The organism is Streptomyces incanus (assembly GCF_042656345.1).
GTDB lineage: Bacteria > Actinomycetota > Actinomycetes > Streptomycetales > Streptomycetaceae > Streptomyces > Streptomyces incanus.
Genome location: NZ_JBHSPC010000084.1, coordinates 24,512 through 42,505, shown reverse-complemented (window position 1 = coordinate 42,505; position 17,994 = coordinate 24,512). Strand labels below are relative to the sequence as shown.

The 17,994-nt window shown below is 71.8% G+C and carries 18 protein-coding genes and 1 pseudogene; 8 read left to right on the top strand and 11 right to left on the bottom strand.

Features of this window, described 5'->3' with window-relative positions; all coding sequences use genetic code 11:
• Window positions 1-94: 94 nt before the first annotated feature.
• The 4 genes from ACFP2V_RS25600 to ACFP2V_RS25585 all read left to right on the top strand — a co-directional run bounded on the left by ACFP2V_RS25600 (window position 95) and on the right by ACFP2V_RS25585 (window position 3,543).
• On the top strand, window positions 95-1,855 hold the full coding sequence (locus ACFP2V_RS25600) for an ATP-binding protein (protein ID WP_381217118.1): 1,761 nt from the start codon (window positions 95-97) through the stop codon (window positions 1,853-1,855).
• 56 nt (window positions 1,856-1,911) lie between these two features.
• Window positions 1,912-2,526: a hypothetical protein gene (locus ACFP2V_RS25595; protein ID WP_381217115.1), complete on the top strand. Its 615-nt coding sequence runs from the start codon at window positions 1,912-1,914 to the stop codon at window positions 2,524-2,526.
• Between the two features lie 130 nt (window positions 2,527-2,656).
• Entirely contained in the window at window positions 2,657-3,238 is a 582-nt protein-coding gene (locus ACFP2V_RS25590; RefSeq protein WP_381217069.1) for a VanZ family protein, read from the top strand.
• A 101-nt stretch (window positions 3,239-3,339) separates the two neighbouring features.
• Window positions 3,340-3,543, top strand: coding sequence for a PspC domain-containing protein (locus tag ACFP2V_RS25585; protein WP_381217066.1), 204 nt, complete (start codon window positions 3,340-3,342; stop codon window positions 3,541-3,543).
• Window positions 3,544-3,653: 110 nt separating this feature from the next.
• Here the strand turns inward: ACFP2V_RS25585 and ACFP2V_RS25580 are convergent, their stop codons facing one another.
• Both ACFP2V_RS25580 and ACFP2V_RS25575 read right to left on the bottom strand, forming a co-directional pair.
• Window positions 3,654-3,932: an ATP-binding protein gene (locus ACFP2V_RS25580; RefSeq protein WP_381217063.1), complete on the bottom strand. Its 279-nt coding sequence runs from the start codon at window positions 3,930-3,932 to the stop codon at window positions 3,654-3,656.
• A 139-nt stretch (window positions 3,933-4,071) separates the two neighbouring features.
• Window positions 4,072-5,229, bottom strand: coding sequence for an adenosine deaminase (locus tag ACFP2V_RS25575; RefSeq protein WP_381217060.1), 1,158 nt, complete (start codon window positions 5,227-5,229; stop codon window positions 4,072-4,074).
• Window positions 5,230-5,342: 113 nt separating this feature from the next.
• Here ACFP2V_RS25575 and ACFP2V_RS25570 point away from each other — a divergent pair, with 113 nt between their 5' ends.
• Window positions 5,343-6,104 carry a prolyl oligopeptidase family serine peptidase gene (locus tag ACFP2V_RS25570; protein ID WP_381217058.1) on the top strand — a complete coding sequence of 254 codons (762 nt, stop codon included), beginning with the start codon at window positions 5,343-5,345 and terminating at the stop codon, window positions 6,102-6,104.
• 23 nt (window positions 6,105-6,127) lie between these two features.
• Here ACFP2V_RS25570 and ACFP2V_RS25565 read toward each other — a convergent pair.
• A pseudogene (locus ACFP2V_RS25565) lies at window positions 6,128-6,325 on the bottom strand (hypothetical protein); the annotation flags it as partial.
• 73 nt (window positions 6,326-6,398) lie between these two features.
• Window positions 6,399-7,352 (bottom strand): LysR family transcriptional regulator, encoded by a 954-nt coding sequence (locus ACFP2V_RS25560; RefSeq protein WP_381217055.1) that lies wholly within the window; start codon window positions 7,350-7,352, stop codon window positions 6,399-6,401.
• A 64-nt stretch (window positions 7,353-7,416) separates the two neighbouring features.
• On the opposite strand from ACFP2V_RS25560, the gene ACFP2V_RS25555 reads away from it, so the two are divergent.
• Window positions 7,417-8,766 (top strand): MFS transporter, encoded by a 1,350-nt coding sequence (locus tag ACFP2V_RS25555; protein WP_381217052.1) that lies wholly within the window; start codon window positions 7,417-7,419, stop codon window positions 8,764-8,766.
• A gap of 179 nt (window positions 8,767-8,945) precedes the next feature.
• Complete coding sequence (locus ACFP2V_RS25550; RefSeq protein WP_381217049.1) at window positions 8,946-9,962, top strand: sigma-70 family RNA polymerase sigma factor; 1,017 nt, start codon at window positions 8,946-8,948, stop codon at window positions 9,960-9,962.
• On the opposite strand, the gene ACFP2V_RS25545 is transcribed toward ACFP2V_RS25550, so the two are convergent.
• On the bottom strand, window positions 9,846-10,235 hold the full coding sequence (locus ACFP2V_RS25545; RefSeq protein WP_381217046.1) for an STAS domain-containing protein: 390 nt from the start codon (window positions 10,233-10,235) through the stop codon (window positions 9,846-9,848). The two genes, ACFP2V_RS25550 and ACFP2V_RS25545, sit on opposite strands and share 117 nt — an antisense overlap.
• A gap of 209 nt (window positions 10,236-10,444) precedes the next feature.
• On the opposite strand from ACFP2V_RS25545, the gene ACFP2V_RS25540 reads away from it, so the two are divergent.
• Complete coding sequence (locus ACFP2V_RS25540) at window positions 10,445-11,365, top strand: AEC family transporter (protein WP_381217042.1); 921 nt, start codon at window positions 10,445-10,447, stop codon at window positions 11,363-11,365.
• Between the two features lies 1 nt (window position 11,366).
• Here ACFP2V_RS25540 and ACFP2V_RS25535 read toward each other — a convergent pair whose 3' ends face one another.
• The 6 genes from ACFP2V_RS25535 to ACFP2V_RS25510 all read right to left on the bottom strand — a co-directional run bounded on the left by ACFP2V_RS25535 (window position 11,367) and on the right by ACFP2V_RS25510 (window position 17,917).
• Window positions 11,367-11,960, bottom strand: a complete 594-nt coding sequence (locus ACFP2V_RS25535) for a Uma2 family endonuclease (protein ID WP_381217039.1) — start codon at window positions 11,958-11,960, stop codon at window positions 11,367-11,369.
• A gap of 122 nt (window positions 11,961-12,082) precedes the next feature.
• On the bottom strand, window positions 12,083-13,360 hold the full coding sequence (locus ACFP2V_RS25530) for a thymidine phosphorylase (RefSeq protein ID WP_381217112.1): 1,278 nt from the start codon (window positions 13,358-13,360) through the stop codon (window positions 12,083-12,085).
• A gap of 99 nt (window positions 13,361-13,459) precedes the next feature.
• On the bottom strand, window positions 13,460-13,915 hold the full coding sequence (locus ACFP2V_RS25525; protein WP_381217036.1) for a cytidine deaminase: 456 nt from the start codon (window positions 13,913-13,915) through the stop codon (window positions 13,460-13,462).
• The gene (locus ACFP2V_RS25520; RefSeq protein WP_381217033.1) at window positions 13,912-15,186 is read right to left on the bottom strand and encodes an ABC transporter permease; all 1,275 of its coding nucleotides are present in this window, start codon (window positions 15,184-15,186) and stop codon (window positions 13,912-13,914) included. The genes ACFP2V_RS25525 and ACFP2V_RS25520 overlap by 4 nt, the downstream gene beginning before the upstream one ends.
• A complete protein-coding gene (locus ACFP2V_RS25515) occupies window positions 15,183-16,307 on the bottom strand; it encodes an ABC transporter permease (protein ID WP_381217030.1) in 1,125 nt (374 codons plus the stop codon). The genes ACFP2V_RS25520 and ACFP2V_RS25515 overlap by 4 nt, the downstream gene beginning before the upstream one ends.
• Window positions 16,307-17,917, bottom strand: coding sequence for an ABC transporter ATP-binding protein (locus ACFP2V_RS25510; protein ID WP_381217027.1), 1,611 nt, complete (start codon window positions 17,915-17,917; stop codon window positions 16,307-16,309). Before ACFP2V_RS25510 ends, ACFP2V_RS25515 begins: the two co-directional genes overlap by 1 nt.
• Between the last annotated feature and the right edge of the window lie 77 nt (window positions 17,918-17,994).

Genomic DNA, 17,994 nt, shown 5'->3' with positions numbered 1-17,994 from the left:
ACCCTGTTCCTTGCCCTGCTCCGCAGGAGCCCGATCCCTTCCCCGGCCGCAGCCGGGGGCGTCCCCGGAGGTTTCCGTGACACAGAAGCACCACGTGCCACAGGAGCACCCAAAAGGGTCCCGCGGCTGGTCCGCGGCGCGCAAGGGCATCTGGTCACGGCTGCGCTTCACCAGTCTGCGGCTGCGGCTCGTCGTCGTGTTCGGGCTGGTCGCGCTCACCGCCGCGGTGTCCGCGTCGGGCATCGCGTACTGGCTGAACCGCGAGGCGGTACTCACCCGCACCCAGGACGCGCTCCTGGGCGACTTCGAGCAGGAGATGCAGAACCGGGCGGGTGCGCTGCCCGAGCGGCCGACGCAGGAGGAACTGCAGTACACCGCGGTCCAGATGGCCAACAGCAGCCAGCGGTTCTCGGTGCTGCTGATCGCCGAGGACCCCCAGGACCGTACCGTGTACGGCAGTTCGGGCGGGTTGAGCGGCTTCTCGCTGCAGGACGTGCCGGTCTCGCTGCGCGAGGCGGTGAACGAACGGCAGGAGATCACCTCGACCAACAAATACGCGTACCACCTGTACTGGCAGCGGATCGTCGACGGCAACACCCCCTATCTGGTGGCGGGCACCCGGACGATCGGCGGCGGGCCGACCGGTTTCATGCTCAAGTCACTGGAACCGGAGGCCAAGGACCTCAACTCGCTCGCCTGGTCGCTGGGGATCGCCACCGGGCTCGCACTGATCGGCTCCGCACTGTTGGCGCAGGCCCTGGCGACGACCGTGCTGAAGCCGGTGCAGCGGCTCGGAGTGGCCGCCCGGCGGCTCGGCGAGGGCAAGCTGGACACCCGGCTGCGGGTGTCGGGCACGGACGAACTGGCCGACCTGTCAAGGACGTTCAACAAGGCGGCCGAGGCGCTGGAGAAACGGGTGGACGACATGGCCGCCCGGGACGAGGCGTCCCGCCGGTTCGTCGCGGACATGAGCCATGAGCTGCGCACCCCGCTGACCGCGATCACTGCCGTGACGGAAGTCCTCGAGGAGGAGCTGGAGTTCGAGGGTGGCGGCATCGACCCGATGATCGAGCCCGCCGTACGGATCGTGGTCAGTGAGACGCGGCGGCTGGGCGACCTGGTCGAGAACCTGATGGAGGTCACCCGCTTCGACGCGGGCACCGCCCGTCTCGTCCTCGACGACGTCGACATCGCCGACCAGATCACCGCCTGCATCGACGCCCGTGCCTGGCTGGACGCGGTCGAACTGGACGCGGAGCGCGGCATCCACGCCCGGATCGACCCGCGCCGGCTGGACGTGATCCTCGCCAACCTCATCGGCAACGCGCTCAAACACGGCGGCTCGCCGGTACGGGTGTCGGTGCGGGAGGAGAGCGGGGACGAGGGCGGGGACGGAGACGGCCGCTCGGGCGGCGCGGGCGGCGCCGAGGCAGGAGCGGGCGACGTCACAGACGATGGGGCGGACTCCGGGACCGGCACCGGAGGCGGAGGCGGAGGCACGGTGACCATCGAGGTGCGGGACCAGGGGCCGGGCATCCCCGAGGACGTCCTGCCGCATGTCTTCGACCGCTTCTACAAGGCCAGCGCCTCCCGGCCGCGTTCCGAGGGCAGCGGGCTCGGCCTGTCCATCGCCATGGAGAACGCCCATGCACACGGCGGCGAGATCACCGCGGCCAACGCCCCCGGGGGCGGCGCGGTGTTCACACTGCGGCTGCCGCGCGACATCTCCGCGCTGATGGAGGAAGACACCGAGGGCACAGAGGACGCGCGGGAGCGCACGGGCGGCACCTCCGGGAAGGCCGGCGGCGGCAAGGGCGGCAACCGGCGTGAGAACGCCGAGGGGGACGCCCGATGAACATACGCCCGATGAACATACGACCGATGCACATACGGCCGATGCGCATACGACCGATGCGCGTGGGCCGCTTCCCCGGGCTGCTCGGCGTCACCGCGCTCGGTGTGCTGCTCGCCGGGTGCGGGATCCGGGCCACCGAGGTGCCGACCGACTTCGGTCCGGCGCCCTCCCGGGTGCGCTGCTCGCAGGCCGAGGCGGACGGGGCCTCACCGCCCGCGCAGGGCCTGCCGGCGCAGGTGTTCCTGCTCTGCGGCTCGTCCCTGGTGGCCGTCGACCGGACGGTACAGGTGCCGGACGGGGCGGCGGACTCCGGACAGCGGCGCGCCCAGGTGGCGCAAGGGCTGCTGGACCGGCTCTCGGCGCCGCCGACGCCCGCCGAGAAGGAGGCCGGGTACACCACGAACGTACGGGGCGGGATGACCGTGAGCGGTCCGCGGCCCGGCGACCCTCAGGACGCGCTGCGTCTGAGCGTCCCGCCGGAAAGCCTGACCTCCTACGCGCTCGCACAGATCGTCTGCACGTTCTCCGACTCGACCGCGGCCGAGGGCGACGGCTCGGTGACCCTGGGCGGCCAGGAGGACGAGCGGGCGCGCCGCTACCGGTGCACGGACGAGGTCCGGGCCCGTCCGGGCAGCACGGAGCCACCGTCCACGGCGGTCGCCGACGGGTGAGGCTCCCGTGCGCGTCGGGCACGCTCCCGGGCGCGTACACGGCCTGCGCACGGCACTGTGGCGCATGCCTCACCCGACCGGCGGGGTCCCTCGCGGAACCGATCCCGCCGGGGGCCGCGTCTAGGGGTTCGTGCAGCGTCAAGGCCCCGTCGGCGGCACCGCCGCGTTCCGTGTCCGTGTGACAGGAGGTCTCCTCCTGGCCGCCTATCTCGTGTTCGTCGCCTGGTGCACGCTGCGCCCTCTGAACGTCCCCTGGGTGGTGCCCTCCAACCTGCGCCCCTTTCACGGCATCCGGGCGGACTTCGCGCTGGGCTGGGCAACGGGGGCCCGCCGGATCGCCGAGGGGCTGGCGCTGTTCGCGCCGCTCGGTGTGCTGCTGCCGATGACGGGGGGCAGGCTGACCGTCTCACCGATGGGTTCGCTGATCCGCACCATGACCGCGGCGGCGCTGCTGTCGCTGGGCATCGAGATGCTGCAGACCGGGGTGCCGGGCCGGGTCGTGGACGTCGACGCACTGATGCTGAACACCCTGGGCGCGGCCCTCGCGCATGCCGCCCTGGTGCCGGCGGGCCGCGCCTGGCTGCGCCGCCGGGCCCTGCACCGTGCCGGGGCCGAGGTCCGCCGGGAGGAGCCGGTTCAGGGTCGGACCCCGACGATTGCCAGGGTCGGGGTCGCCCCCTGGAGTGATGCTTTGCCCCCTTCGTCTCCGTAACGTGGAGTGCACAGGAACAACCGCACGGAAGCCGACCGGAACAGCCCCGGACCCCCGGCACCCGTGGGTCACTCGGCAGCACGACCACGAAGGAGTTCACGATGTCCCGCCTCGCCCGCCCCACCGACAACCGCGTGATCGGCGGCGTGTGCGCCGCGCTGGCCCGCCGCTTCGGTACCTCCGCGACCACGATGCGAGTCCTCTTCCTGGCCTCGTGCCTGCTCCCCGGTCCGCAGTTCCTGCTCTACATAGCGCTGTGGATCCTGTTCCCGTCGGAGGACGAGGTCCGAACGAGCGCCTGGTGAGGCCCGCACCCTCCCCGTGAGCACGCCGATGGGGCGCCCCCGGTCCGGGGGCGCCCCATCGGTCGCAGGTCCGCCGGGGGCAGGCCCGGGGCAGGACGCTCCTGCGAACGTCAGCCGACGGGGAGGCCGTTGACGGAGCCCTGCAGCGGCAGGCCGCCGAGCAGACCGGCGACCGGCTGCGTCGGGCCGCCGGCGAACTGCTGTCCGGTCTCCACCGCCTGCCCCGCTTCCGGCAGCACGCCGGAGAGCTTCTCCGCCGGAAGGGTCTGGGTGGCGGTGTCCAGCGCCGGAAGGGCAGCCGGGGCGGCGGTGGCGGCACCCGCACCGGCGGCGGCGAAGGCGGCGCCGAGCGCGGCGACACCGAGGGTCTTGGCAGCAGACTGCTTCATGAAGATGTTTCCTCGACATGGGATACGGGGATGTGAGCGGTCCGGCGACCGTAATCAGACGGAACCACCGGCCGCAAACACCGGAATGCGGATGAATGGTGAAGGCCGCCCGCATTCCCGATGCCCGAAATTCTCCCGCTCATCCCTCCGAGGCGACAGAACCGCTGGTGGAGGCGGTCTGTCGGAACAGCCATTCGGATTTCAGCTCGGCGTAACCGGGCTTGATGACGTCATTGATCATGGCGAGCCTTTCATCGAAAGGAATGAACGCCGATTTCATCGCATTGACGGAGAACCACTGTATGTCGTCGAGCGTGTAGCCGAACGCCTCGACCAGGTGCTCGAATTCCCGGCTCATGCTCGTGTGCGACATGAGCCGGTTGTCGGTGTTCACCGTGGCCCGGAAGTGCAGTCGGCGCAGCAGGCCGATGGGGTGCTCGGCGTACGAGGCCGCCGCCCCGGTCTGGAGGTTGGAGCTGGGGCACAGCTCCAGCGGGATGCGCTTGTCCCGGACGTAGGAGGCGAGCCGGCCGAGCTCGACGGTGCCGTCGTCGCGCACCTGGATGTCGTCGATGATGCGCACCCCGTGCCCGAGCCGGTCGGCACCGCACCACTGGAGGGCCTGCCAGATGGACGGCAGCCCGAAGGCCTCACCGGCATGGATCGTGAAGTGGTTGTTCTCGCGCTTGAGGTACTCGAAGGCGTCGAGGTGCCGGGTAGGAGGGTAACCGGCCTCGGCGCCCGCGATGTCGAAGCCGACGACGCCCAGGTCCCGGTACCGGTTGGCGAGTTCGGCGATCTCCAGGGCGCGGGCCGCGTGCCGCATGGCGGTGAGCAGCGCGCCGACACGGATGCGGTGGCCGTCCTCCCTGGCCCGCCGCTCCCCTTCGCGGAAGCCCTCGTCGACCGCCTCGACGACCTCTTCGAGGGTCAGCCCGCCCTCGAGGTGCTGCTCGGGCGCATAGCGCACCTCGGCGTAGACGACACCGTCCGCGGCCAGGTCCTCGGCGCACTCGGCGGCGACCCGCACCAGGGCGTCCCGGGTCTGCATGACGCCGACGGTGTGCGAGAACGTCTCCAGATAGCGTTCCAGGGAACCGGAGTCGGCGGCCTCCCGGAACCAGAGACCGAGCTTGTCCGGGTCGGTCTCTGGGAGCAGGGAGTATCCGGCCTCGCGGGCCAGGTCGACGACGGTGCCGGGGCGCAGGCCGCCGTCGAGATGGTCGTGCAGCAGAACCTTGGGTGCCCGGCGGATCTGGTCCGCGGCCGGGGTGTTCGCAGTGCTCTGGCTCGTCATCTCCGCACTCTAACTCCTACGCGCGTAGATCACTCGGCGTGCGAATATGCCGATACCCAACGGTGACCGCACGACAGGGTCTCGTACACCGTTGCTTCTGACACTGTTCTGCCATGGCACAGCAAGCGACGCCGGTTCGCGGGGCACGGCTGGGGAGGGCGCTCGGCCCGGAGCCGCGGGCGGTGGGCGGCGTGGTGCTGCTGCTGCCCGGCGGCGATCCGGTCTCCAGCCGCAGGCCGTCCCCCCTGGTGGCGACCGCCTCCGTACACGCGCTGGGGCGCCGTCTCGGCCGCGCGGGCCGGGCCGAGGGACTCGCCGTCCATGTCGTCCACTACCGCTACCGGGGCTGGAACGGCAGTGAAGCGCACCTCGCGCGGGACGCCACCTGGGCCGTCGACGAGACCGTGCGGCGCTACGGGGATGTTCCCGTGTGCCTGGCCGGCCCCGGCATGGGCGGCCGGGCGGCCCTGCACGCGGGCGGCCACGAGGCCGTCGCCTCCGTGCTGGCGCTGGCCCCCTGGCTGCCCGGGGAGGATGCGCCCGCGCCCCCCGAACCGGTGAAGCAGTTGACCGGACGGCAGGTGCTGATCGTGCACGGCACGCACGACACACGCACCGACCCCGAGTTGTCCTTCCGGCTGGCGGCGCGGGCGAAGAAGGCGAACCGGAACGTCTGCCGCTTCGAAGTGCACGCCGACGGGCACGGATTGCGCCAGTACCGGGACGAAGTCCTTGCCCTGTGCGAGGACTTCGTGATGGGGACGCTCTTCGGACGGGCGCTCTCGCGTCCGCTGCGAGACGCCCTGGCGGCACCTCCGCCGCTGGGCCTGCGGATGCCGCTGGCCTCGGGGTTCGGTTCGTCGTTACGTCGATAGGCGACGCCGTACGGCGGCCGGTGTTACGGCGACCGCCGTTCCGGCGACTGACGACGGGGACCGGCAATACGGCGGCCGACGTTCCGGCGACCGGCAATACGGCGGCTGGCATTACGGGGACCGGCGTTCCGGCGGCCGGCGTTCCGGCGGCCGGCGTTCCGGCGGCCGGCGTTCCGGCGGCCGGCGTTCCGGCGGCCGGCGTTCCGGCGGCCGGCGTTCCGGCGGCCGGCGTTCCGGCGTTCCGGCGTTCCGGCGTTCCGGCGTTCCGGCGGCCGTACGCCCGGGGAGGGGCGGTCAGTCCGGGAGCAGGCGGTCGCGGCGCGACAGCAGGAACTTCTTGAAGGCCGTCACCGGCGGGGTGTCCGGCCGCTCGGCCAGCCAGGCGACGCCGATCTCGCGGGCCGCCCGCGGGGAGGTGACGTTCAGTTCGACCACTCCGGGGCGGGGCACGGCCGGCGGGGGCAGCAGGGCGACGCCGAGTCCGGCCGCGACCAGGCCCCGCAGGGTCTCCGCCTCCTCGCCCTCGAAGGCGACCCGGGGCCGGAACCCGGCCTGGGCGCAGAGGGCGTCGGTGATGCGGCGCAGGCCGTAACCGGGTTCCAGGGTCACGAAGGTCTCGTCGGCGGCCTCGGCCAGGCGGATCCGGCGGCGGCCGGCGAGCCGGTGGTCGGCGGGGACGACCAGGCGCAGCTTCTGCTCGTCCAGGCGACGGGCGACGAGGTCGGGGGCGTCCGGGACCGGGGAGGTCAGGCACAGGTCGAGCTCGCCCGCGCGGAGGCCTTCCAGCATGGCGTCACCGTGGTTCTGGACGAGGCTGAAGCGGATGCGCGGATGGTCGGCGCGGAAGGTGTGCAGCAGGCCGGGCACGGTCTCCGCGCCCATGGTGTGCAGGAACCCGAAGGCGACCTTGCCGGTGGCCGGGTCGGCGTCGGCGCGCACTTCGTCGGCGGCCCGTTCGATCTCGGCGAGGGCCCGCTCGACGGAGACGAGGAAGGCGCGGCCGGCGGGGGTGAGGGAGAGCGTACGGCCGTGACGGGCGAACAGGTCGACGCCCAGGTCCTGTTCGAGGCGGACGACGGACCGGGAGAGCGTGGACTGCGGGACCTGCATCTCCTGGGCGGCCCGGGTGACATGCTCCGTGCGGGCGACGCCGACGAAGTGGACGAGGCGCGGTGCGAGCAGCGCGACGATGTCTTCTGTGTCACTGGACGGTGACAGCCGACCCTGCGACCTCTGCTGATGCTGCATAGGAACGATTATGACGATTCCATGCATTGGACGGATGAGTGGAGCCGTCCGTACGGTCGCATGCATGTCTCCCGTCAGTACCAAGGCGTCCACCACCGTGGACGCCCGCGCATCCGTCACCTCCCCGGTCTCTCCCTCCTTTCCTCACCCGACCGTGCCCGGTGCCTCGAACGCCCCGGACGCGCCGGGCGTGCCGGGCGGTGCCGACTCCCGCATGTCCCCGGGCGGCCCCGGTTTCCGCCGGATGAGCTTCGCCCTGTTCCTGGCGGGTGTGGCGACCTTCGCGCTGCTGTATTCCACGCAGGCCCTGCTGCCGCTGATCTCCGGTGACCTCGGGGTGAGCGCGGGCGACGCGAGCTGGACGGTGGCGGCGGCCACCGGCGGTCTGGCGGTGTTCGTACTGCCGATGAGCGCGCTGTCGGAGCGGTACGGACGCCGTACGGTCATGACGGCCTCCCTGGCCGTCGCGGTGACCGTCGGGCTGCTGGTTCCCTTCGCCCCGTCGCTGGGCGCCCTGGTGGCGCTGCGGGCGCTCCAGGGGGCGGCCCTGGCCGGGGTGCCCGCGTCGGCGACCGCGTATCTGGCGGAGGAGGTCCGGCCGAAGGCCCTGGTGACCGCGATCGGACTGTTCGTCGCGGGCAACAGCGTCGGCGGGATGAGCGGCCGGGTCATCACCGGCTGGGTGGCGCAGGAGTGGGGCTGGCGGGTCGCCGTCGGCGTGATCGGGGTGCTCGCGGTGGCGTGCGCGGTGGCGTTCCGGCTGCTGCTGCCGGCCCCGAAGCACTTCCGTCCGGGCTCGCTGCGGCCGCGGATACTGCTCGGCACGGTCCGAAACCATCTCGCGAACCCGCTGCTGCGGCGCCTGTACGCCATCGGCGCCCTGTTCATGACGGTGTTCGGCGGGGTCTACACCGTGATCGGCTACCGGCTGGCCGAGGCGCCCTTCTCGCTCCCCCAGGGCATCGTCGGCTCGATCTTCCTGGTGTACCTGGTCGGCACGGTGGCGGCGTCGGCGGCGGGCCGGCTGGTGGGCCGGCTCGGCCGCCGGGGGGCGCTGTACGCGGCGGGCGGCACCACCGCGGCGGGCCTGCTGCTGTCCCTGGCCGGCTCCCTGCCCCTGATCCTGCTGGGCCTGGTACTGATCACCGGCGGCTTCTTCGCGGGTCACGCGGTCGCGTCCTCGGCGGTCGGACGGACGGCCACCCAGGGCCGCGCCCAGGCGTCGGCGCTGTACCAGTCCGCCTACTACGTCGGCTCCAGCGTGGGCAGCACGGTCGGTGCGCTCGCCTTCCACTCGGGCGGCTGGGCCGGGACGGTGGGGGTCGGGCTGGCGGCGGTGGCCGGCGTCGTGACCATCACGGTGCTGGGCACCCGGGCGGCCCGGGTGGAACGGCGCGGGCTCGCCCCGGCGTGAGGCGGCCCGACGGGGCCGGCGGCCGGGAAGCGGGCGGAAGCTTTCGTTCCGCCCGCTGAACCCGCTTCCCCGACCTGCGCGTTCATCGACTCGGAGGGCCGCTGTCAGTGGGCTGCGGTAGCTTCCGAAGTGCTGGGTGCGATGGCGCACCACAGACAGGCCACAGGGGTGGGTGGACGATGACGAACGGCACGGCGACGACGACCGGTCTCGACGCGAGGCTCGAGGCGCACCGCGTCGAGCTGACCGGGTACTGCTACCGCATGCTCGGCTCCTCCTTCGAGGCGGAGGACGCGGTGCAGGACACGATGGTCCGCGCCTGGCGCAGTTTCGACAGGTTCGAGGGCCGTTCCAGTCTGCGCTCCTGGCTGTACCGCATCGCGACCAATGTCTGCCTGGACATGCTGACGGCGGGCAACAAGCGGGCCCGCCCGATGGATCTGACGGAGTCGACCCCGCTGGCCCGCGCGGCCCTCTCGCTCCGGCCCGACCACATCTGGCTGGAGCCGATGCCGGATTCCCGGGTGCTGCCCGAGACCGCCGACCCGGCGGAGGCGGCGGTCGCCAAGGAGTCCGTGCGGCTCGCCTTCATGGCCGCGCTCCAGCATCTGCCGCCCAAGCAGCGGGCGGTGCTGCTGCTGCGCGAGGTGCTGGCCTGGAAGGCGAGCGAGGTGGCCGAACTGCTCGGCACCTCGGTCGCGTCCGTCAACAGCGCGTTGCAGCGAGCGCGGGCGACGCTCGCGGAGCGGCGGCAGCCGGGGGCCGACGCGTCCGTCTCGGACCCGCTGGACGAGGAGCAGCAGAAGCTCCTGGAGCGCTATGTGGCGGCGTTCGAGGGGTACGACATGTCGGCGCTGACGGCGTTGCTGCACGAGGACGCCATCATGACGATGCCGCCGTTCGACCTGTGGCTGACCGGCCCCGACGACATCACGGGCTTCATGACGACGCTGGGCGCCTCCTGTGCGGGCTCGCGGCTGCTGCCGGTCCAGGTCAACGGCCTGCCCGGGTTCGCCCACTACAAGCCGGACCCGGAGGGCGGCGGCTTCACGCCGTGGGCGGTCCAGGTGCTGGAGATCTCAGACGGCCGGATCACCGGGTTCCACTGCTTCCTCGACACCCGGCGCTGGTTCCCGCTGTGCGGGCTGCCCCTCCACCTCGAAGCCGAGACCGACGAGGTCGAGCAGGGAGCATAGGGCGGGGTCGGGGTCGCGCAGCCGTATCCGGCCCCCGGTCCGGCGGGCCAGGAGCTGGAGGCGCGCCAGCAGGTTCACGGCGGCGAGCCCCGGCGGCCCCAGCCCGCCCACGTCGCAGACGACCACCCCGCCGGCCCCGCCACCGTCGAGGAGTGCCCGCAGCGCGTCGCTCGGCCCGCTCACCCCGTCCGGAGTGACGGGGCCGCGCAGGACGAGTACAGGGGGTGTCATGGCATCCACGAGCGGTAGACCGGGCGCGGGCGCGTAACTCATCGCGGGCCCCGCGGACCCGTGACGCGGCGCGGAGGGCGCGGACGCCCGCGCGGGGGCGGGTGGGAACGGGTGGGCGAGGCCTGCGCCCGGAGGGCGACGCGGAGATCACATTGACCCGGGCACGCCCCTCCCCCGAGGGTTGCCTGTATGCGCCACAGATCTGCCCCGCCCGCCTCCTCCGGTGCTCGCCACCCCGGCGAGGAGCCGTCGTGCAGGGGGTACTGAGCGGGTTCGCGGTGATCGCGGTCGTCATCGGCGTCGGCTATGTGATCGGCCGCCGGGGGTACCTCGGCGGGCAGGCCCGCGACGTGCTGACGAAGCTGGCGTTCCACGTGGCCTCGCCGGCCCTGCTGTTCACCCTCCTCGCCGAGGCCGACCTGTCGCTGGTCTTCTCCGGCCGGCTCCTGGTCACGGCGCTGAGCACGGCCGCGGTGGCCGGCGTCTTCGTGGCGGTGGGTGTCGTACGCCGCTGGGGCGTGGCCCGCACCACCATCGGCGCCCTGTGCTCCAGCTACGTCAACTCCGGCAACCTGGGCATCCCGATCGCGGTGTACGTCCTCGGTGACGCCTCGCTGGTGGCGCCGGTGCTGCTGTTCCAGCTCGTGATGGTCACCCCCGTCGCGCTGACGATCCTCGATCTGGCGACCGCCGGGGAGAAGCAGCCCTTGTGGCGCCGGCTGCTCACACCGCTGCGCAATCCAGTGGCGCTGGGCTCACTGGCGGGGGTGGCGGTGGCGGCGAGCGGCGTCGAGATCCCCGGCCCGGTCATGGACCCGGTGACGCTGATCGGCAACATGGCGGTTCCGGCCGTGCTGCTCGCCTTCGGCATCTCGCTGCGCGGCAGCGCCCTGCCCCTGCGGGGCGGTGAGCGCGGGACGGTGCTGCTGGCCGTGGCGCTGAAGTCGGTGGGCCAGCCGGTGGTCGCCTGGGCGCTGGCGGTGGGGGTGTTCGGGCTGCGCGGCGCACAGCTGCTCGACGTGGTGGTGACGTCGGCGCTGCCTGCCGCGCAGAACCTCTTCACGTACGCGAGCAGCTACCGCGTCGGCGAGACCCTGGCACGGGAGGCGATCCTGGTGTCGACCCTGCTGTCGGTACCGGTGCTCGTGGTGGTGGCGGCGGTGCTGGGGTGACTCAAGCGTCAGGGAACTCGCTGGTGTCAAGCGCGAGACCGAAGGGTTCCGGCAGCTGGATCCGGTCACCGAACTTTCCCGCGTCCAGAACCCGATAGACATTCCTGTGCGGCTCGCCGTACAGCGTGACCGTTGGCCCTCCGGGAGCCCAGCCGTCGATGAGCAGGTAGAGCGGGACACCGGCTTGGGCGTAACCGGCAGCCTTCTTGAGCCGGTCGTTGGCCGCGTTGGTCCTGGAGGTGATCTCGACGATGAGTTCAGCGGCGGCCGCGGGGATGTGGTTGCCCGGCCCTGCCCGCAGAACCTGCTTGGGCGCGACCGCGAGGTCAGGGATGTAGAGGCCGATGCGCGACGGAACCGCCGTTCCCAGGGTCTGGTAGATGCCCCATTCCCTGGGAATGACCTCATACAGACTGCGGTGAACGAGGTCGGCGATGTCGTTGTGGGCATTGGACGGCGGCGGGGCCACGGTGACGATCCCTTCAATGATCTCCACCTTGCAGCCCTCGGGAGCGTCCGTCTCCTCCCAGATCCGGACGAGGCCGTCCCACTCATGACTGCTGGCCATGGAGTGGTCGACGGTGAGTGCGCTCATGGCGGTTTCTCCTATCGGTGCGTCACCGATCCCAGCATGCCGAACGGGACCGGCGGCGGTCCACCGGTCCCGTTCACCCTAAAGGGCCGTATCCAACAGCGGCCTCCGGCCGCGGGCTCCGGTCAGGCGATACGTTCCCGCACCACCGGCGCCGCCGTGAAGGCCGTACCGGGGGCCGCGATGTCGTAGGAGCCGGCCACCGCGTCGAGGGCGTACGCGAAGCGGTCCGGGGTGTCCGTGTGGAGGGTGAGCAGGGGCTGGCCCTCGGTGACGGTGTCGCCGGGCTTGGCGTGCAGTTCGACGCCCGCGCCCGCCTGCACCGGGTCCTCCTTGCGGGCGCGGCCCGCGCCGAGGCGCCAGGCGGCGACGCCGACGTCGTAGGCGTCCAGGCGGGTCAGGACACCGGAGGCGGACGCCGTCACCACGTGCTGTTCCCGCGCCGTGGGCAGGGGGGCGTCCGGGTCGCCGCCCTGGGCCGCGATCATGCGACGCCAGACGTCCATCGCGGAGCCGTCGGCCAGGGCCTTCGCCGGGTCGGCGTCCTTCAGCCCGGCCGCGTCGAGCATCTCGCGGGCCAGGGCGAGGGTGAGCTCGACGACGTCCGCCGGGCCGCCGCCCGCCAGGACCTCCACCGACTCGCGGACCTCCAGCGCGTTGCCCGCCGTCAGACCGAGCGGGGTCGACATGTCGGTGAGCAGGGCGACCGTCCTCACGCCGTGGTCGGTGCCGAGGCCGACCATGGTGGACGCCAGTTCGCGGGCGTCCTCGATCGTCTTCATGAAGGCGCCGCTGCCCACCTTCACGTCCAGGACGAGCGAGCCGGTGCCCTCGGCGATCTTCTTCGACATGATCGAGGAGGCGATCAGCGGGATCGCCTCGACGGTGCCGGTCACGTCGCGCAGGGCGTAGAGCTTCTTGTCGGCGGGGGCGAGGCCGTCGCCGGCTGCGCAGATGACGGCGCCGACGCCGTCCAGGACGGACAGCATCTCCTCGTTGGACAGCAGCGCGCGCCAGCCGGGGATCGACTCCAGCTTGTCGAGGGTGCCGCCGGTGTGGCCGAGGCCCCTGCCGGAGAGCTGCGGGACGACCGCGCCGCAGGCCGCGACCAGCGGGGCGAGCGGCAGGGTGATCTTGTCGCCGACGCCGCCCGTGGAGTGCTTGTCGGCGGTGGGGCGCGACAGCGAGGAGAAGTCCATGCGCTCGCCGGAGGCGATCATCGCGGCGGTCCAGCGGGCGATCTCGCTCCGGTTCATGCCGTTGAGGAGGATCGCCATCGCGAGGGCCGACATCTGCTCGTCGGCGACCTCCCCGCGGGTGTACGCGTCGATGACCCAGTCGATCTGCTCGTCGCTGAGTTCGCCGCGGTCCCGCTTGGTGCGGATGACGGAGATGACGTCCATGGCCATGGCTGGCATTCCTTCCGGAGTGCGAAGGGCGCGGCCCCTCGGGACGCGGCCCCTCCGGTCGGGAGTGAGCCGCGCGGAGGGGCCGCGGTGGAGCTACGGGTGATGAGGTGCTACGGGGTCGCGTGGTGCACGGGGTTCCTTGGCGAGGTGCTCCGGGCCGAAGGCCTGGGGCAGCATCGCCGACAGCGGCAGGACGCCCGCCGGGGTCTCGAGGAGCAGTCCGGGGCCCCCGAACTCGTACAGCAGCTGCCGGCAGCGGCCGCACGGGACGAGGATCGCGCCCGCGCCGTCCACGCAGGTGAAGTGCGTGAGCCGGCCGCCTCCGGTGCGCTGCAGCTCCGAGACCAGTCCGCACTCGGCGCACAGGCCGAGGCCGTAGCTGGCGTTCTCGACGTTGCAGCCGGAGACCGTGCGCCCGTCGTCGACCAGGGCGGCGACACCGACCGGGTAGCCCGAGTAGGGGGCGTACGCGTGGGACATGGCCTCCCGCGCCACGGCGCGCAGCGCCTCCCAGTCGGGGTCCGCCACGGCGGCCGGGGCCGGCGTCATCCGCCCTGTCCCTTCCGGTACGGCAGTCCGTCCGCCTTCGGCATGCGCAGCCGCTGCGCGGACAGGGCGAGGACCACGAGGGTGATGACGTACGGCGTGGCGGCGACGACCTGGTTGGGGACCTCGTTGGTGCCGGCGTACCAGGCGAAGACGAGCGCTCCGACGATCAGGGTGATGACCGCGTGCACGTACTTCTTGCGGATCGCCAGCCAGATCGCGCCGACGAGCAGCAGCAGCGCGCCGAGCAGCAGCAGAGCGTGCACGTTGGTGGAGCCGCCGCGCAGGTTGAGGCTGTCGGTGTAGCCGAAGAGGCCGGCGCCGATGGCGAGGCCGCCCGGCATCCAGTTGCCGAAGATCATCGCGGCGAGGCCGATGTAGCCGCGCCCGCTGACCTGGCCCTCCAGGTAGAAGGGGTTGGCGACGATGGAGAGGAAGGCACCGCCGAGGCCGGCCAGACCGCCGGAGATGATCACGGCGAGGTACTTGTACTTGTAGACGTTGACGCCGAGGGATTCGGCGGCGACGGGGTTCTCACCGCAGGAGCGCAGGCGCAGGCCGAACGCGGTGCGCCAGAGGATCCACCAGGTCGCGGGGATGAGGGCGACGGCGATGAGGGTCAGCCAGGAGACGTTGGTGACCAGGCCGCCGAGCAGGCCCGCGATGTCGGAGACGAAGAACCAGCCCTTGGCGTTGAGGTCCCGCAGCGCGTCGGACAGTCCCGGCACGGTGAAGTGGCCGAGCGGTTCGACCGCCGGGGACTGCTTGGCGGAGCCGCCCTGGTGGCCTTCGAAGGCCAGCGGGGCGAGGTAGCGGGTGGCGCCGAGGGCGAGGATGTTGATGGCCACACCGGAGACGATGTGGTTGACGCGGAAGGTGACGGTGACGACGGCGTGCAGCAGGCCGCCGAGGCAGCCGCCGATGATGCCGGCCAGGACGCCGGTCCAGGGGCCCCACTGGAATCCGGCCCAGGCGCCGAACCAGGTGCCGAGGATCAGCATGCCCTCGAGGCCGATGTTGACGACGCCCGCGCGCTCGGCCCACAGGCCGCCGAGTCCGGCGAGGCCGATGGGGACGGCGAGCTGGAGGGCGGTGGACATCTGGCTGACGTTGGTGATGCCGTCCGCGCCCGTGATGATGCGGACGATCGAGACCAGGGCCAGGGCGCCGGCGATGACCAGCAGCAGCACGGGCCACGACATGCGGCGGCCGGTGGGCGCCGCGGGCTGCAGCGAGGGCTGGTTGACGTCGGTCGCTGTGGTCGGGGCGGTCATCGGCCAGCCACCTCCTTCGTGGTGTTGTTGTCGGCACCGAGGACGTGACCCGCGGCGAGTTCCGCGCCGACCCGGCGCTGCTGGCGGCGCAGGCCCCACTCGCGGACGGCCTCGTAGGAGACGACGACCGAGAGGACGATCAGGCCCTGCATGATGACCGCGATCTCCTTGTCGTAGCCGTGGAAGTCCAGCTCGGGCGAGGCCTTGTCGAGCCAGGCCCACAGCAGGGCGGCGAAGGCGATGCCGACGGGGCTGTTGCGGCCCAGGAGGGCGATACCGATGCCGAGGAAGCCGATACCGGTGGGGAAGTTCAGGTTGTAGGTGTGGGAGTCGCCGAGCAGGATCGGCAGGCCGGCGAGACCGGCGAGACCGCCGGAGAGCAGCATGGCGGTGAGCACCATGCGCTTGGGGTTGACGCCGCTGGCCGCGGCGGCGGTCGTGGAGGCGCCGGAGGCACGCAGGTCGAAGCCGAAGCGGGTGCGGTTGAGGACGACCCAGTAGCCGATGCCGAGCAGCGCGGCGAGGACGATCAGACCGTAGATCTCCCCGGCCTCGCCCAGGTCGATGCCGGGGACCCAGCCGGACTCGTGCATCTCGCCGGTGGTGCTGTTGTTGCCGATCTTGACGCCGAAGACGTCCGGCTTCCACATGTAGACGATGAGGGACGTGGCGATCGCGTTGAGCATGATCGTGGCGACGACCTCGCTGACCCCGCGGGTGACCTTGAGGACACCGGCGATACCGGCCCAGAAGGCGCCGGTGAACACGGCGGTGAGGAGCAGCAGCGGGACCTGCAGGAAGGCCGGCAGGTTCATGTGGGCGCCGACGACGGCGGCCATGATGGCACCGAGCTGGTACTGGCCGTCGACCCCGATGTTGAAGAGGTTCATCCGGAAGCCGATGGCCACCGCGAGGGCCGCGATGTAGTACATCGAGGCCTGGTTGACGATCAGGATCTGGATGTCGGAGAACGTCGCCTGCTCGAACATCAGGGCGAACGGTTCGACGGGGTTCTTGCCCGAGGCGAGCAGCACGATCGCGCTGAGCGCGAAGGCCACGGCGAGCGCGATGACCGGTCCGGCCACTGCGAGGAGCACGCGCTCCTTGTCGAACTTCTTCATCAGCGGGCCTCGTCTTCCGGAGACTCGGGGGCGTCGGCTGCGGTGCCGGGAGTGTCCGCCCCGGCCTTCCGGGCGTCGGCCGGGGTCTCGGGGGTCTCTTCGTGTTCGAGGTGGCCGGTGGCGGCACCGGTCATGGCGGTACCGAGCTCCTCCGGGGTGACGGTGGCGGGGTCGGCGTCCGCGACGAGCCTGCCGTCGTAGATCACCCGGAGGGTGTCGGACAGGCCGATCAGCTCGTCCAGGTCGGCGGAGATCAGCAGGACGGCGAGGCCCTCGCGGCGCGCCTGACGGATGTGGTCCCAGATCGCGGCCTGCGCGCCGACGTCCACACCGCGGGTGGGGTGGGAGGCGATCAGGAAGCGGGGCCGGTGGCTCATCTCACGGCCGACGATCAGCTTCTGCTGGTTGCCGCCGGACAGGGAGGCAGCGGTGACGTCGATGCCGGGGGTGCGCACGTCGTACTCCCGGACGATGCGACGGGTGTCCTCCTGGGCCGCCTTCGGGTCCAGCCAGAAGCCCTTGGCGTTGGGCTTCTCGGTGACGTGGCCGAGGATGCGGTTCTCCCAGAGGGGTGCTTCCAGGAGCAGGCCGTGGCGGTGGCGGTCCTCGGGGATGTACCCGATGCCCTCCTCGCGGCGCTTGCGAGTGGCCCAGCCGGTGATCTCCTCGTCGGCCAGCCGGATGGTGCCGGAGTCGGCGGCCCGCAGGCCGATGAGCGCGTCGACCAGTTCGGTCTGGCCGTTGCCCTCGACACCGGCGATGCCGAGGATCTCACCCGCGTGGATGGTGAAGCTGATGTCGTCGAGCAGGGCCTTGCCGCCGGGGGCCGCCAGGCGCAGCGTGTCGACGGTGATGACCGCGCGGTCGGTGACCGTGGACTCGGCGGTCTCCGGGGTGGGCAGTTCGCTGCCGACCATCATCTCGGCGAGCTGGCGCGAGGTGGTCTCGGCGGGAACGGCCGTGCCGACGGTGGTGCCCCGGCGGATGACGGTGATGTCGTCGGCGACCGAGAGGATCTCGCCCAGCTTGTGGGAGATGAAGATGACCGACAGGCCCTCCGCCTTGAGCTCGCGCAGGTTGTCGAAGAGCGCGTCGACCTCCTGCGGGACGAGGACGGCGGTGGGCTCGTCGAGGATCAGCGTGGTGGCGCCGCGGTAGAGGACCTTGAGGATCTCCACGCGCTGGCGGGCGGCGACACCGAGCTCCTCGACCAGCAGGTCGGGGCGTATGCCGAGGCCATAGCGCTCGGAGAGTTCCTTGATCCTGCGGCGGGCCTTCGCTCCGATGCCGTACAGCTTCTCGCTGCCGAGCACCACGTTCTCGAGGACCGTGAGGTTGTCGGCGAGCATGAAGTGCTGGTGGACCATGCCGATGCCGCGGGCGATGGCGTCGGCCGGCGAGGAGAAGGAGACCGTCTCACCGTGGATCGCGATGGTGCCCTCGTCCGGCTTCTGCATGCCGTAGAGGATCTTCATCAGCGTCGACTTGCCGGCGCCGTTCTCGCCGACGAGGGCGTGCACGGTGCCCTTGCGGACCGTGAGGTGGATGTCGTGGTTGGCCACGACGCCGGGGAAACGCTTCGTGATCCCGGCGAGCTCGACGGCGGTCACCGATTCGTTGACCGCCGCTCCGGCCGGAGGGCTGCTGGACGCGTTGATGGCGCACTCCTGGGGACGGGGGTCGTCTA

Excerpts from the sequence above, each read along its gene's own strand:
- ACFP2V_RS25595 (WP_381217115.1), top strand. The coding sequence starts at position 1,912 with ATGCGCGTGGGCCGCTTCCCCGGGCTGCTCGGCGTCACCGCGCTCGGT.
- ACFP2V_RS25585 (WP_381217066.1), top strand. The coding sequence starts at position 3,340 with ATGTCCCGCCTCGCCCGCCCCACCGACAACCGCGTGATCGGCGGCGTG.
- ACFP2V_RS25580 (WP_381217063.1), bottom strand. The coding sequence starts at position 3,932 with ATGAAGCAGTCTGCTGCCAAGACCCTCGGTGTCGCCGCGCTCGGCGCC.
- ACFP2V_RS25575 (WP_381217060.1), bottom strand. The coding sequence starts at position 5,229 with ATGACGAGCCAGAGCACTGCGAACACCCCGGCCGCGGACCAGATCCGC.
- ACFP2V_RS25570 (WP_381217058.1), top strand. The coding sequence starts at position 5,343 with ATGGCACAGCAAGCGACGCCGGTTCGCGGGGCACGGCTGGGGAGGGCG.
- ACFP2V_RS25560 (WP_381217055.1), bottom strand. The coding sequence starts at position 7,352 with ATGCAGCATCAGCAGAGGTCGCAGGGTCGGCTGTCACCGTCCAGTGAC.
- ACFP2V_RS25555 (WP_381217052.1), top strand. The coding sequence starts at position 7,417 with ATGTCTCCCGTCAGTACCAAGGCGTCCACCACCGTGGACGCCCGCGCA.
- ACFP2V_RS25550 (WP_381217049.1), top strand. The coding sequence starts at position 8,946 with ATGACGAACGGCACGGCGACGACGACCGGTCTCGACGCGAGGCTCGAG.
- ACFP2V_RS25545 (WP_381217046.1), bottom strand. The coding sequence starts at position 10,235 with ATGAGTTACGCGCCCGCGCCCGGTCTACCGCTCGTGGATGCCATGACA.
- ACFP2V_RS25535 (WP_381217039.1), bottom strand. The coding sequence starts at position 11,960 with ATGAGCGCACTCACCGTCGACCACTCCATGGCCAGCAGTCATGAGTGG.
- ACFP2V_RS25530 (WP_381217112.1), bottom strand. The coding sequence starts at position 13,360 with ATGGACGTCATCTCCGTCATCCGCACCAAGCGGGACCGCGGCGAACTC.
- ACFP2V_RS25525 (WP_381217036.1), bottom strand. The coding sequence starts at position 13,915 with ATGACGCCGGCCCCGGCCGCCGTGGCGGACCCCGACTGGGAGGCGCTG.
- ACFP2V_RS25520 (WP_381217033.1), bottom strand. The coding sequence starts at position 15,186 with ATGACCGCCCCGACCACAGCGACCGACGTCAACCAGCCCTCGCTGCAG.
- ACFP2V_RS25515 (WP_381217030.1), bottom strand. The coding sequence starts at position 16,307 with ATGAAGAAGTTCGACAAGGAGCGCGTGCTCCTCGCAGTGGCCGGACCG.